Origin of the sequence: Microbacterium sufflavum, assembly GCF_023101165.1 — a bacterium.
Classification (GTDB): Bacteria; Actinomycetota; Actinomycetes; order Actinomycetales; family Microbacteriaceae; genus Microbacterium; species Microbacterium sufflavum.
Genome location: NZ_CP078076.1, coordinates 1,750,424 through 1,763,416, shown reverse-complemented (window position 1 = coordinate 1,763,416; position 12,993 = coordinate 1,750,424). Strand labels below are relative to the sequence as shown.

Here is a 12,993-nt window from a genome sequence, read left to right as displayed (position 1 = left end):
GCAGCGGCGGGGTCAGCGCGGCAGCACGGCCCGGCACGCCAGGTGCAGCGCGAGCCGGGCCTCCGGATCGCTCATGTCGATCCCGAGCAGCTCCTGCACCCGACGGATGCGCACCATGACGGTGTTGCGGTGCAGGCCGAGGGCGGCCGCGGTCGCGGCGATCCCCGACTCGTGGTCCAGGTAGGCCGACAGCGTCGTGAGCAGCTCGCCGCCCCCGTCCGCGAGCGGCGCCAGGAGCGACTGCGCCGCCGGCACGAACGTGTCGTTCCCGGTCCAGGCGAGCAGCAGCTGCTCCAGACCGAGACTGTCCACCCGCACGAACCAGCCCGTGGCGGAGCGGTCGGCCGCGATGCGTGCCGCGTCGCCCGCCTCGTCGAGCGTGGCGGCCAGCCCCTCCGGGCCGCTCTGCAGCGAGCCGACACCGGTCGCCACCGCGAAGTCGCGCAGCGCGCCGAGGTGCACGTCGCGCAGCGCCCCGACCGCGCGCTCCACCCGGTCGGGCCCCGGAGCCTCGGCGAACGACAGCCAGCCGCTGACGCCGCGCCCCGCGGTGGTGGCGTGCGCCTCGGCGTCGATCGCGCTGAGGGCCGGGCTGATCGAGCGCAGCAGCGCGAGCGGGTCGAGCCGGCCGCGCGCGACCGTGCGGAAACCGAGGTGATGCCCGCCGGTGCGCCACCCGCGCTCCGCCATCCGCCGCTCCACGTCGGTGTCGGCCGTGCCGCGCAGCTCCACGAAGTCGCGCAGCAGCCCCGACGATGCGGCGACGTCGTTGACCGCGGCGATCTCGTCGATCAGGATCCGCGCGGCGACGGCCGGCATCGCCACCTCGGCGGCGACGATGAGCGACTGCAGCTGTGCCTCGCCGAGACCGCGACCGAACAGCACGAGCCGCAGTCCGGAACGGCCGGGACTGTCCACGCGCACCGAGGCCGCAGCGTCGCCGTCGGCCCGGGCGGCATCGGTCCACGCGTCGAAGCGGATCCGGTGGCGGAGTGCATCGGCCAGGTGTCCCCCGGCTTCGCGCAGAACCCCCGCGCCGTCGATGAGCGCGACGCCGAGGCCGAGATTCGCCGCGAGGTGCCCGAGCAGGTCGCCGAGGTCGTCCGCCGCGTACTCGAACGACTGCGCGACCTTGCGCACGCGGGTGAGCGTGAGGGCGTCACGCGCCTCGATCAGCATCCAGCAGGCCCGGGCGAGCTGCACCGGCCGCTCGACGTCGAGCAGGGTGAGCCCGAGCCTGGCCGCGAGCCGGACGGCGCCGCGGTCGACGTCGGCCGCGCCGGGCAGCGCGAGTCCGGTGAAGCCGCGGTCGCGCACCCGGCGCAGCATCGCATCCTGCTGCCAGGTCGCGCGCGGCGCGGCGGCCGTGAGGATCGCGAGGCCGCTGCGGCTCTGCGCCGGGAGGTCGGCCTCCTCCGCCTCCACCGACACCGCGTCCCACTCGGCGTCGGCGGGCCCGGCGACGAGGCGCACAGCCCCGTTCTCGCCCTGGGCGAGCAGTGCGGTGAGGGGAAGCGCGGCGCTCATGCCGCGTCCAGCCCGTCGAGACCGTAGGCCGACGGCACGATGCGGGCGCGGCGCTCGGGGCGCTCGCTCCACCAGTCGGGCGCGGGCAGGGCGAGCACGACGACGTGCCGCGCCAGGCTGAGGTCGGTGACCTCGAGGATCTCGCGGGACACGGCGTCCAGCACCACGATCACCTCGGGGGCCGCGGCGACCAGCAGCCCGTCGCTGAGCACCGCGAGCGTCTCCGACCGCGCGACCACCCGGTGCACGGTACCGCCGATGCCCGCGACCTCGATGGCGCTGACGTGCGGATCCGTCACGGACGGCGCGACCGACAGGATCCGGCCCTCGGCGAGCAGCTCGCCCCCCAGGGCCTCGGCCAGCAGCGGCGGCGCGAGCCGGGCGTGCGCGAGGAACGCCCGCCCCAGGTCGAGCGCCCGAGCCAGGTGCCCCTCGATCGCGTGCTCCCGCAGGTCGCCCACCGTGAAGCCGGCGAGCACCGCGCAGCCCACTCCCCCGGCCTGGATGATGGCCGACCGCACCACCCGCTCCGCGTCGATCGCCCTGGTCGCCTCGACCAGGGCGACTCCGTCCGCGCCGGTCTCGCACGCGAACACGAGCCCGGGCACGCGGTCGACGAACAGCGACATCTGGTCGAGACCGGGCACCGCGCGACCCGTGCAGTCGGCGTCGACCACGGTGTGCGTCTTCGCGAGGGTGAGGGGCGCCAGCCCGTTCATCCCCCCGCCCTCGAGCGAGCAGACCGCCGGCACGGGGTGTCCGAGCCAGCGCTCGACCGCCCGCAGCAGTGCGCCGAACGGCTCTGCGCCCGGCATCCGTTCGCTCAGGAGCATGGTGGAGCCGACGAACGCGACACCGAGGCACGGGGTCGCGGGGTCGAGCGCCGACACCGGCGTGACGTCGATCGGCCCGTGGTCGGCGGCGCCCAGCATGAGCTCGAGCATCGTGGTCGAGCCACCGCCGCCGGAGCCGAGGAGCGCGTAGCCGCGGGCGAGCGCCGCCACGTCGTCCCGCTCCAGCCTCATGCCGTCCAGCCTAGGACGCGGGGGTCCCCTCGACCGGGCGGAACGGCTCCGTCAGGCCGAACGCCGTGGGACCGAACGCGGCCAGCGCCTCGGGCGTGCGCATCATGTCGGGCGTGGAGATGCCGAGCACGCGCACCCGCTGCCCGTAGCGCAGTCCCTCGGTCGTGATCGGTTCCGCGGTCTCGTGATCGACCACGCAGATGAGGTCGGGCACGATCGCCAGCAGCTCCCCACCGCGGTAGGCCGTGAGGTTCTCGTTCTGGAACGCGATCTCGACCGCGTCGCCCTCGGCCCCCAGTGGAGCGATGACGGCCCGGCCCTTCGCGAAGCCCTCCGTCGTCCGCCGCTCGACGTCCACGACCTTCCCGACGCCCAGTTCCCGCACGTGCGGGTAGAGGGTGGTCGCGAGGGTGTCGGCGATCGCCTCGAACGGGGACCGGTGCTCCTCGCGGGCCAGGCGGATGGCGCGGCCGAGCGCGAGCGCCATCGAGATGGTCCGTGGCACGGCCGTGCGCCGCACGTCGGCGCCGGTCATGGCGTACTCGGCGATGTGGCCGACGCCGCCCAGCCGGATCGTGATGCCGCGGGCGAGCCACTCCATCTGCCGGTCGTCGTCGCCCGTGTCGATCACGACCTTCTCGCCCCGCTCCCCGGCGAGCGCGAGCGGCGAGCCGGGCACGCCGTACACCGCGAAGGTCTCCATCGACAGCTCGGGGAACGCTCGTCCCATGCCGTCCGCGTCCACCACGGGCAGCCCGGTCTCGGCCGCGACGATCAGCGGGATCATGGAGTTGATGCCGCCGCACTCGATGGGCATGGTCGCATCGGCCGTCCGCCCCAGGTGCTCCTCGAGCGTGCGCAGCGCCAGCGTGGGCTCGGTGCCAGCGGGGATCTTCTCCACCATCACCGTCGGGGCGCCCATCTGCGCGGTGGGGATCACGAAGAGGTCGTCCGCCAGCTCGTCCGGGTCGAGGATCGTGATGCTGCCGTCGCCGAGCACCCGTTCCACGAGCATCTTCCCGATGTACGGGTCGCCGCCGCCGCCCGTGCCGAGCAGCGTCGCGCCTCGGGCGAGGTCGGGGAGGTCGGCCGCGGTGAGCTGCCAGCTCATGCGGCCGCCCCCGTCGCGGCGTCGGCGGCGGAGACGGTGCCGTCGAAGCGGTGTGCTGCGAGGTCGTAGCCGAAGTAGCCGGGGCCGACCATCGCGAGGGCCTCCGCGGAGTGCCAGCGCTCGTCGGCGGGGGCCACGATCACGCGCACGCGCTGGCCGTAGCGCAGCCCCTCGGTGGTGATCGGCTCGCCCGACTCGCCGTCGAGCACCATGATGAGGTCGGGTGTGGTCGCGAGGACCGCGCCGTCGGCCTCGGCGACCAGGTGCTCGTTCTGGAACCGGAGGGTGAGCGTGGTGCCGCCGTCGCCGTCGATGCGGGCGCGCCCGCGGGCGAACCCGGTGGTGGTGGCGCGGTTGACGTCGACGACCTTGCCGCCGAACAGCTCGCGCCCGCCGAGCAGTTCCACGACCGCCGCGACCGGGTCGGTCTTCTCGTCGCGCGCGGTGGCGATGCTCCGGCCGATCTCGATGCAGCGCGACAGCGACCCCGCCACGAGCGACTCCCGCGCGGCGGTGCCCGACATCGAGAAGCCCGAGATCATGACGGAGCAGCCCATCTCGACGCACGCCACTCGGGCGATGCGCTCGGTCCAGGAGTTGTCGGCCGTCTGCAGCACCCCGGTGTTGCCCTTCTCGTCGCTGAAGGCGAGGGGCGAAGCGGTCACGCCGTACAGCGTCGGCAGCACCATCTGCAGCTCCGGGAACGCGCGCCCCATGCCGTCGGCGTCGACCAGCGGCAGGCCGAGCGCGGCGGCCGCGGCGATCGGGATCGTGGAGTTGACGCCGCCGACCTCGGCGCACGCGATGTGCGTGACCGGGCGGCCGAGGTGGATGCCCAGCGCCTTCACGGGCTCGATGACCTCGGCCAGACTCGGCAGCTTCTCGACCATGACGGTGGGCGCGCCCATCATCGCGACGAACAGCACCAGGGCGTCGTCGGGCACCTCGTCGAGGGCGACCACGGTGACGTCGCCGCTCGCGAGGGCCTGCCGGGCGAGGAGCGCGCCGATGTACGGGTCGCCGCCGCCACCCGTGCCGAGCACGGCAGCCCCGCGCGCGAGTCCGTCGATGTGGGCGGGTGTGATGGTCCAGCTCATGTCAGACCCCCATGTCGAGGTCGCCGACGGCCTTGACGCGGATGCGCGTGGCGTTGCCGGGAAGGTACGGGATGGGCACCTCGTCGAAGTCGATGATCGACACGGTGGACGGCTTGGCTCCCGCGGCGATGGCCTTGTCCACGGCCTCGGCCCGCACCTCGGCGAGGGTCTCCTCGCGGCGGCCCGGCTCGATCGCGTACACCTTGTCGATTTCGCCGCCGACCTGGGCGATCGAGGCGCCGATGGCGTTGGCGACCGCGTAGTTCTCCGGGCGGTGCACGGTGCCGAACAGCGGCAGCTCGTCGGGCAGCAGGATGGAGCCGCCGCCGACCGCGACGACCGCGATCGGCTCGGGCGAGGTGCGCATGCGGTCCACGGCCTCGGACACCCGCTCGGCGATGCGGTCGAGCACGCGCTGCACGAATGCGGGGTCGAGGTGGGCCACGCGGCTCGGGTCGCCCACCTGTGCCCGGCCGGCCGCGACCGCGATGTCGGTCGCGGTGAGGGTGGAGCCGCCGAACACCAGCGCCTCGGTCGTCAGCTTGTACCCGACCGATGCGGGGCCGACCTCCGCGGTCTCCTCGTCGACGATGCTGCCGCCGCCGATGCCGAGGGAGAGCACGTCGGGCATCCGGAAGTTGGTGCGGATGCCCGCGACCTTCACCTCGTTCGCGGTCTCGCGCGGGAAGCCGTTGATGAGCAGTCCGATGTCGGCCGTCGTGCCGCCGACGTCGATCACGGCGCAGTCGTCGAGGCCGCTCGTGGCGGCGGCACCGCGCATCGAGTTCGTGGGGCCGGAGGCGAAGGTCGCGACCGGGTAGCGGCGCACGTAGTCCTCGTCCATGAGCGTGCCGTCGTTCTGGCTCAGGAAGATGGGCGCTTCGATGCCCTGCGCGCGCACGGCCGAGGTGAGCCCGTCGACGATCTCGGACGCGAGCTCGCGCAGCGCCGCGTTGATGATGGTCGCGTTCTCCCGCTCCAGCAGCCCGATGCGTCCGATCTCGTGCGACAGCGAGATCGCCGCATCCGCCCCGAGCACGTCGGCCACGATCTCGGCTGCCCGCACCTCGAGGTCGTGGTTGACCGGGCTGAACACCGAGGAGATCGCAACCGAGCGGATGCCGTGGGCCTTCATGTCCTCGGCGTGCGCACGGATCTCCTCCGGGTCGAGCGGCGAGATGGGTCGCCCGTCGAACTCGTATCCGCCGTGGGCGAGGTAGCTGCGCGCCTGCGTGGCCTCGACCAGCACCTCCGGCCAGTCGATCAGCGGCGGCAGCGCGCGCGTGGCGGGGAGCCCCAGCCGGAGCGCCGCGACCGGCGCGAGCCGGCTGGCCTGCACGAGCGCGTTGATGAAGTGCGTCGTGCCGATCATGACCGCATCGATGTCTGCACCCTCGAAGGAGTGACCGGCCCGCAGGTCCTCGATGGCCTGCACGATCCCGCGGGTCACGTCGGGGGTCGTGGAGTGCTTCACCCCCGCCAGGGTGCGGGTGCCGTCCATGAGGACGGCGTCGGTGTTGGTGCCGCCGACGTCGATGCCGATGTGCATGATGCTCGCTTTCGTGTGGGGTGGTTCTGTCGCGGTCGCTCAGACCGCCGCGGGGGCGCTGTCGACGGGGCTCGCCTGGCGCGTGGTGGCGACGCCGACGCCGCGCACCCAGCCGAGCTTGCCGACGACGATGTACAGCACCATCGACAGGAAGAGGCTGAGCAGCGACGGGATGCCCCAGGTGACGAAGTACCCGACGAGGGACGAGACCAGCCAGACGACGATGGTCGCGGGGACGATGCGCGGAGCGGTGGCCGGAAGCGTGCCCTGCTCGCGGGTCGCGTCGAGCTCGGGACGCCAGCGCCGCACCACGTAGTACTCGGCGACCATGATGCCGGCGATGGGCGGGAACGCGACGCTGAGCACGATCAGGAACTCGGTGAACTGCCCGAGGATGCCGACCGCGGCGAGCACCGAGCCGACGACACCGAGCACGATCGTGGTGGTCACGCGGTGCAGGTTCTTGCCGAACGCGGTGGAGATGAAGTTCACCAGGCCGAGGGTGGAGGAGTACAGGTTCCAGTCGTTGATCTTCAGCGTGCCGGTCAGCACGATGAACAGGCCGATGAAGCCCACCGACGAGGTGACGATCGCGACGATGTCGCCGGTGGCGGCGGCGTGCGCGAGGAGCACGCCGGCCAGGCCGATCACGAACTCGCCGAGCGAGACGCCCAGCACGGTCTGCTTGACGACGTCGGCGCGCGAGCGGTTGAAGCGGGTCATGTCGCCGGTGATGATGGCGCCGACGATGAGGCCGCCCGCGACGATGCCGGTGCCCGCCCACACGCTCATGGTGGGGCCGGGGGCCGGACCGGTCAGCAGTTCACCGATGTCGTGGCGGCTCAGCTCGGAGATGACCGACCATCCGACCAGGATCAGGAACAGCGGCACCGTGATGTTCGCGAGCCACTGCATGCCGACGAAGCCGAAGGCCACGATCGCGGTCACCGCGAGGCCGAAGATGAGGCTCCACGCCCACACCGGCAGGGCGCCGGGCATGAGGGCGTCGAGCGACTGCGCCGAGATCGCCGACTGGATGCCGAACCAGCCGATCAGGCTGATGCCGATCGCGAGGCCGACCAGCGAGGCGCCGATCTCGCCGAAGCCGGTCCAGCGGGCGAGGAGGGCGGTGTTCAGGCCTTCGCGCTGGCCGATGAAACCGACCACGCACATGATCACCTCGAGGATGATCGAGCCGAACAGGAAGGCGAGGACGGCCTCGCCGAACGTCATGCTGTAGCCGAGGGTCGCGCCGAGGAGGAACTGCGAGAGGGCCGAGACCTGTCCGAATCGCTGCACTGCGATTCCGAACCAGGGCTTGCGGGCCTCCGGCGTGACTCGGGAGAGCGCGAAGTCGTCTGCGTGCGCCGTGCGTGCCATGAGGATCCTTCGGGAGGAGGGGGAACGGGTTGCCGCCACCGTAGCCACCGCGCCTCACCGCCCGACATGTGCGATCCGCACGAACATCGCCCGTCGCTGTGCACTCTGCACGCGACGTCAGAGCAGGCGGTCCCAGATCCACCGGAGATCGTCGAGGCCGGGCTCCGCCTCGCCCGCCCGCCCGGCTTGCAGTACGAGCGTGCTCGCGATGCGGGTGAGCACGGATGCGGCGGCGTCGATGCGCTCCGCCGCCTGGTCGGGGCCGACGGCACGCAGCTTGAGGCGGATGACCTCGGTGACCTCGCGCGCCAACGGCAGCAGCCGACTCGCCTGGCGCTCGGCGAGGGCCGGCGAAGCGGCGAGGACGCGCATGCGAGCTGCCGCGAGGTCCTCCTGCCCGTCGGGGGACGCCGGCAGCTCGACCAGACCCAGAGCGCCGCTGAGCACACCCACCGTCGCATCGCTGAGGTACTCGCGCACCCGCTGCTCGTTGAGCCGGGGCAGCGCGCTGCCGAGGAGCGCGTCCTCTTTGGTCGGGAAATGATTGAAGAACGTGCGCTGCTTGACGCCGGCCGCCGCGCAGATCTCGTCGACCGTCAGCGCGGCCGGCCCCTTCTCCAGGGCCAGCCGCACCGCCGCGGTCTCGATCGCGCGCGCCGTCGCCCGTCCGCGGGCGTTGCTGCTGTGCGGGGTTGCGGGCGCGGGCATGCTCTATTCGTATCGCAGCGCGTCGATGGGTGACTTCAGCGACGCGCGTCGCGCCGGTAGCGTGCCCGCCAGGAATGCGATGACGACGATGAGCGCGACGACGCCCAGCATCCCCTGCGGCTGGAAGAGCAGCAGGTCAAGACCGGCGAGACCCGAGAGCGGCCCCTGGGCGAGAGCCGCATTGAGCGGCAGTCCCACCAGCACGGCCACGACGACGCCGAGCACGCTGCCGAGCACGCCGATGATCGCCGCCTCGATGCTGAAGAGCGCGAACACCCGTCCGTTGCTCATCCCCATGGCCTTCATGAGCCCGATCTCGCGCGTGCGCTCCTGCACGCTCATCAGCAGCGTGTTGATGATGCCGAAAGCGGCCGCGAGCAGAGCGATCACGGCGAACGCGTTGAGCACACCGGTGATGCCGCCGATGACCGTCTGCACGATGCCGAGCTGGTCCTGGATCGTCTGCGCGGTCATCCCCGCGTCAGCGACCCGGTCCTTCAGGTCGCGCACGTCGTCGGCGCTGGCGTTCGGGTCGAAGGAGGCCACCGCGACCTGGAAGCGCTCCGGCGCCGACGACCCGGCGCGCTGCTCCGCCGCGATCGCGTCGACCAGAGCGGCGTTGGCCCCGGCGCCGGCAGTGAGCAGGCTCGTGTTCGAGACGCCCACGACGGTCGCCTCGATGGTGTGGGGGCCGCCGAGCACGTCGGTGAACCCCAATTCGACCCGTGCACCGACCGCGTCGCCGGGGTCGGCCCAGCCGAGCGGCTCGACGTCGTCGAGCGGGAGGGTGATCTGGTTCTCGGTGGCCTCGGCATCCAGCTGCGAACCGGCGACGAGGTCCGCCCGCGCGATCGACGAGGTGGGCGCGATCGCGAACTCGTACTTCTGCGACCCCGGTCCCTGGATCCAGTCGACCGCGACGGCCGAGACGGGCGACACGTCACGCAGTCCGTCGATGCCCTCGAGCGCGGAGATGTCCTGCGGCGTCAGCGCTCCCCCGCCGGTGAGTGGATTGGCAGGACCCCCGGAGGCCGTGGAGGTCGCGGGATCGTACGGCTGGGGCCCGGCGTCGGTCGCCGTACCCGTCCCCGCCGAGATGAGCAGCACGTCGTCGGCGCCGAGCGACGCCACCTGCTTCGCGACGTAGTCGGAGACACCGGCGCCCAGTGCGGTCGTGAGGGTGAGCGTGAACGCTCCGACGAACAGCGCCAGCACGGTCAGCGTGGTGCGCAGCTTGCTGCGGAACGTGTGCGACACGGCGGTGCGCACCAGGTCGAGCGCGTTCATGCCGCCACCCCCGTCGCATCCTCCAGGCGCCCGTCGCGCACCACGACCCGGCGGTCGCATCGTGCGGCGAGGTCGTCGTCGTGCGTGACGATGACGAGGGTGATTCCGTGGTCGCGCTGGAGCGCGAAGAGCTCATCTTCGACGACGGCGCCGGTCGCGCTGTCGAGGTTTCCCGTCGGCTCGTCGGCGAAGATGACCTCGGGCTCCGACACGAGCGCCCGAGCCAGCACGACGCGCTGCTTCTGCCCGCCGGACAGGTCGTTCGCACGGCCCCGCGCCTTGTCCTCCAGGCCGAAGCGGCGCAGGGCCTCCATGCCGCGGCGTCGCCTCTCGGCGGCGGGGATCCCCGCGATCGTGAGCGGGAGGATGACGTTGTCGAGCACCGAGGCACCGGGGGTGACGAAGAACTGCTGGAAGACGAAGCCGAAGCGGCGGTTGCGGATCCGGTTCACCGCCCGCGGCGACAGCGTCGCCGCATCGGCGCCGTCCACCCGCACCTCTCCGGCGTCGGGGCGGTCCAGAAGCGCGAGGAGGTGCATCAGCGTGGACTTGCCCGACCCGCTCTTGCCGACGATGGCCAGGGACTCGCCCCGCCGCACCCGCAACGACACGTCGTCGAGAGCCAGGAATCTGCTCTCGCCCTTCCCGTAGGACTTGGACAGATGACGCGCCTCGATGGCCGTCGGGACGGAGGCCGCACGTTCATTCATGCAGATACAGTAACAACTCTTGGCAGTTACTGCCTGATAAATTCCCCTAGAAGGACGAAGACCCCCGACCGCGCCGGCGGTCGGGGGTCTTTCGCGATGAAGGGCCTCGGTGTCAGTGCAGGGCGTTCTCCGCGATGAACGCGCGCAGGGCCTGCTCGTCGTCGGCCATCTCCGTCACGTGCTGGGGGGCGTCGAGCATCGCGCGCAGCTCGGGCGAGTAGCCGAGCTCGACGCCGATCGCCTCGTGGATGGTCTCCGCGAACTTCTCCGGCTTGGCGGTCTCCAGCACGAGCATCGGAACGCCCGGCTCCACATACTCGCGCGCGACCTTGACGCCGTCGGCGGTGTGCGGGTCGATCACTTCGCCCGAGGCCTCGTACACGGAGCGGATGGTGGCCAGCCGGTCCTCATGGGTCGAGGTGCCGCTGACGATGCCGAACTCCTCCGCGAAGCGCTCCTGCTCCGCCGAGAAGTCGACGTAGCCCTGCGCCTCCAGGTCGTCCCACGCGCCGACCACCCGCGCCGGGTCGCGGTCGACCAGCTCGAAGATGAAGCGCTCCAGGTTCGAGGCCTTCGAGATGTCCATCGAGGGGCTCGAGGTGGCGAGGGTCTGCGCGGCGCTGCGCGGCCGGTAGACGCCCGTGCGGAAGAACTCGTCGAGCACGTTGTTCTCGTTCGCGGCCAGCACGAGGCGGCGGATCGGCAGGCCCATCCGCTTCGCGAAGAAGCCCGACAGGATGTTGCCGAAGTTGCCCGAGGGCACGGTGAACGACACCTCGGCCCAGCCGCCCGCGTCGGTGGCCCGCAGCCACGCCCAGAAGTAGTAGACGGTCTGCGCGGTGATGCGCGCGAGGTTGATGGAGTTGACGGCGCCGAGGTGCTGGGTGCGCTTGAAGTCGAGGTCGCCGGCGAGCTTCTTGACCAGGTTCTGGCAGTCGTCGAACACGCCCTCCACCGCGATGTTGTGCACGTTGGCGTCGTCGAGCGAGAACATCTGCGCCCGCTGGAACGCGCTCATGCGGCCCTGCGGCGACAGCATGAACACCGACACCCGCTCCTTGCCGCGGAGGGCGTGCTCGGCCGCCGACCCCGTGTCGCCCGAGGTTGCGCCGAGGATGTTCAGCACCGATCCCTGACGCTCGAGGGTGTACTCGAGCACCTGCCCGAGGAACTGCATCGCCATGTCCTTGAACGCCAGCGTCGGCCCCTCGGAGAGACCGACCAGCGTGAGGTCGTCGTCGATGCGGCGCAGCGGCACCACCCCGTCGGGGAAGTCGGCGTAGGCGGCGGCCGTCATGCGCGCCAGATCCTCGCGGGGGATGTCGGTCGCGAACAGCCCCAGCACCTCGGTCGCGAGCTGGGGGTACGTGAGTGCGCGCCAGCGCTCCAGGGTCTCACCGTCGACCTCGGGCATGACCTCGGGAACCGCCAGGCCTCCGTCGGGCGCGAGCCCTTCGAGCAGGGTCTCGCTGAAGGACTGCGGCTGCATGCCGCCACGGGTGGAGATGAACGGCACGGTGGCTCCTCGGCTCGGGACTCGGCGCCTCCATTCTCGCAGGCCGCGAAGACGCCGCCGGACGCGTGACGGAGGGGGCGCCACCACCCCTCATGGCCTCCGCCCCGCCTCGCGCCACAGCCCCGCCCACTGCTCCGGGCCCAGGTCACGGGGGAGGCGGCGGTCCTGCGCTCGCACCGAGGCGACGGCCCGGCGCGCCTGGGGCATCGACAGGCCGCCTGCGGAGGCCACGATCGCGGGGAGCGAGCTCCCGCGCCCGGTGAACATGCGCCGAACGAAGGCCTCGTACGCGCGGCGATCCGTCGCGGGCACGAGCGGCGACCCGCGCCGGGCGATCGTCAGCAGCCCCCCGTCGACGCTCGGCTGCGGCCGGAAGCCCCACGCCGGAACACGGCCCTCCAGGGCGAACACGAACCACGGCGCGGACTGTGCGGTCATCAGGGTCCCGCCGCCGACTCCGGCGCGTTTCCGAGCGACCTCCCACTGGGTCAGCAGTACCGCGTGTCGCCATCGCCCCGTCGCCAGCAGACGACGGAGGATCGGCGTGGTCAGGTGGAAGGGGACGTTGCCCACCACCACCTCGGCGTCGAACGGGTGACGTGTCGCATCCGCGGCCTCGACGCGTACCTGCGGGAGGTCGGATCGAAGCCGACGTACGCGGCGCTCGTCCACGTCGATCGCGGTGAGGGGACGACCGAGGCGGGCGAGGGGACGCGTCAGGGCACCGTCACCGGCGCCGAGCTCGAGGATAGGGCCGGACGTGCGCTCGACCAGCGAGAGGATGCGGTCGAGCGTCGGGGCGTGATGGAGGAAGTTCTGGCCGAGTTCGTGGCGGCCGCCGTGGATCGAACGAGGACGGTTGCGAGGCATGGGTGCGCTCCGGGAAGAGGATCGGAGCACCTCGGCGAGGGACGCGCGAGCGGAGTCGGCGAAAAGAGCCCGTCCCGAGGTGCGATGACATCTCTGTGGACGGCGCGCGGAGGCGTGCGGAGAGCGAGCGCGCCGTCAGGCGCGGCGGTCGCGGAACACGAGAGTGCGCCCCATCACGGGCGCGGCGCATATTGTTCCCATGCGAGCCAGCAT

At 72.1% G+C, this 12,993-nt stretch carries 11 protein-coding genes; all 11 read right to left on the bottom strand.

What is annotated here, in order from left to right; all coding sequences use genetic code 11:
* Positions 1-12 precede the first annotated feature (12 nt).
* The gene (locus KV394_RS08620) at positions 13-1,527 is read right to left on the bottom strand and encodes a helix-turn-helix domain-containing protein (RefSeq protein ID WP_247982812.1); all 1,515 of its coding nucleotides are present in this window, start codon (positions 1,525-1,527) and stop codon (positions 13-15) included.
* Positions 1,524-2,552: an S-methyl thiohydantoin desulfurase domain-containing protein gene (locus KV394_RS08615; protein WP_136031746.1), complete on the bottom strand. Its 1,029-nt coding sequence runs from the start codon at positions 2,550-2,552 to the stop codon at positions 1,524-1,526. The genes KV394_RS08620 and KV394_RS08615 overlap by 4 nt, the downstream gene beginning before the upstream one ends.
* A 10-nt stretch (positions 2,553-2,562) precedes the next feature.
* Entirely contained in the window at positions 2,563-3,663 is a 1,101-nt protein-coding gene (locus tag KV394_RS08610) for a DUF917 domain-containing protein (protein ID WP_247982811.1), read from the bottom strand.
* Complete coding sequence (locus KV394_RS08605) at positions 3,660-4,760, bottom strand: DUF917 domain-containing protein (protein WP_247982810.1); 1,101 nt, start codon at positions 4,758-4,760, stop codon at positions 3,660-3,662. Before KV394_RS08605 ends, KV394_RS08610 begins: the two co-directional genes overlap by 4 nt.
* A gap of 1 nt (position 4,761) precedes the next feature.
* The gene (locus tag KV394_RS08600; RefSeq protein ID WP_241115047.1) at positions 4,762-6,309 is read right to left on the bottom strand and encodes a hydantoinase/oxoprolinase family protein; all 1,548 of its coding nucleotides are present in this window, start codon (positions 6,307-6,309) and stop codon (positions 4,762-4,764) included.
* Positions 6,310-6,348: 39 nt separating this feature from the next.
* On the bottom strand, positions 6,349-7,689 hold the full coding sequence (locus KV394_RS08595; RefSeq protein WP_136031737.1) for a purine-cytosine permease family protein: 1,341 nt from the start codon (positions 7,687-7,689) through the stop codon (positions 6,349-6,351).
* 117 nt (positions 7,690-7,806) lie between these two features.
* Complete coding sequence (locus KV394_RS08590) at positions 7,807-8,397, bottom strand: TetR/AcrR family transcriptional regulator (RefSeq protein ID WP_247982809.1); 591 nt, start codon at positions 8,395-8,397, stop codon at positions 7,807-7,809.
* Positions 8,398-8,400: 3 nt separating this feature from the next.
* A complete protein-coding gene (locus KV394_RS08585) occupies positions 8,401-9,684 on the bottom strand; it encodes an ABC transporter permease (RefSeq protein WP_247982808.1) in 1,284 nt (427 codons plus the stop codon).
* Complete coding sequence (locus tag KV394_RS08580) at positions 9,681-10,394, bottom strand: ABC transporter ATP-binding protein (RefSeq protein ID WP_247982807.1); 714 nt, start codon at positions 10,392-10,394, stop codon at positions 9,681-9,683. Before KV394_RS08580 ends, KV394_RS08585 begins: the two co-directional genes overlap by 4 nt.
* A 112-nt stretch (positions 10,395-10,506) precedes the next feature.
* A complete protein-coding gene (thrC, locus tag KV394_RS08575; protein WP_247982806.1) occupies positions 10,507-11,910 on the bottom strand; it encodes a threonine synthase in 1,404 nt (467 codons plus the stop codon).
* Positions 11,911-12,000: 90 nt separating this feature from the next.
* The gene (erm, locus tag KV394_RS08570; protein WP_247982805.1) at positions 12,001-12,780 is read right to left on the bottom strand and encodes a 23S ribosomal RNA methyltransferase Erm; all 780 of its coding nucleotides are present in this window, start codon (positions 12,778-12,780) and stop codon (positions 12,001-12,003) included.
* Between the last annotated feature and the right edge of the window lie 213 nt (positions 12,781-12,993).

Bases quoted from the DNA above. Each gene is read 5' to 3' on its own strand.
- KV394_RS08620 (WP_247982812.1), bottom strand. From the start codon at position 1,527: ATGAGCGCCGCGCTTCCCCTCACCGCACTGCTCGCCCAGGGCGAGAAC.
- KV394_RS08615 (WP_136031746.1), bottom strand. From the start codon at position 2,552: ATGAGGCTGGAGCGGGACGACGTGGCGGCGCTCGCCCGCGGCTACGCG.
- KV394_RS08610 (WP_247982811.1), bottom strand. From the start codon at position 3,663: ATGAGCTGGCAGCTCACCGCGGCCGACCTCCCCGACCTCGCCCGAGGC.
- KV394_RS08605 (WP_247982810.1), bottom strand. From the start codon at position 4,760: ATGAGCTGGACCATCACACCCGCCCACATCGACGGACTCGCGCGCGGG.
- KV394_RS08600 (WP_241115047.1), bottom strand. From the start codon at position 6,309: ATGCACATCGGCATCGACGTCGGCGGCACCAACACCGACGCCGTCCTC.
- KV394_RS08595 (WP_136031737.1), bottom strand. From the start codon at position 7,689: ATGGCACGCACGGCGCACGCAGACGACTTCGCGCTCTCCCGAGTCACG.
- KV394_RS08590 (WP_247982809.1), bottom strand. From the start codon at position 8,397: ATGCCCGCGCCCGCAACCCCGCACAGCAGCAACGCCCGCGGACGGGCG.
- KV394_RS08585 (WP_247982808.1), bottom strand. From the start codon at position 9,684: ATGAACGCGCTCGACCTGGTGCGCACCGCCGTGTCGCACACGTTCCGC.
- KV394_RS08580 (WP_247982807.1), bottom strand. From the start codon at position 10,394: ATGAATGAACGTGCGGCCTCCGTCCCGACGGCCATCGAGGCGCGTCAT.
- erm (WP_247982805.1), bottom strand. From the start codon at position 12,780: ATGCCTCGCAACCGTCCTCGTTCGATCCACGGCGGCCGCCACGAACTC.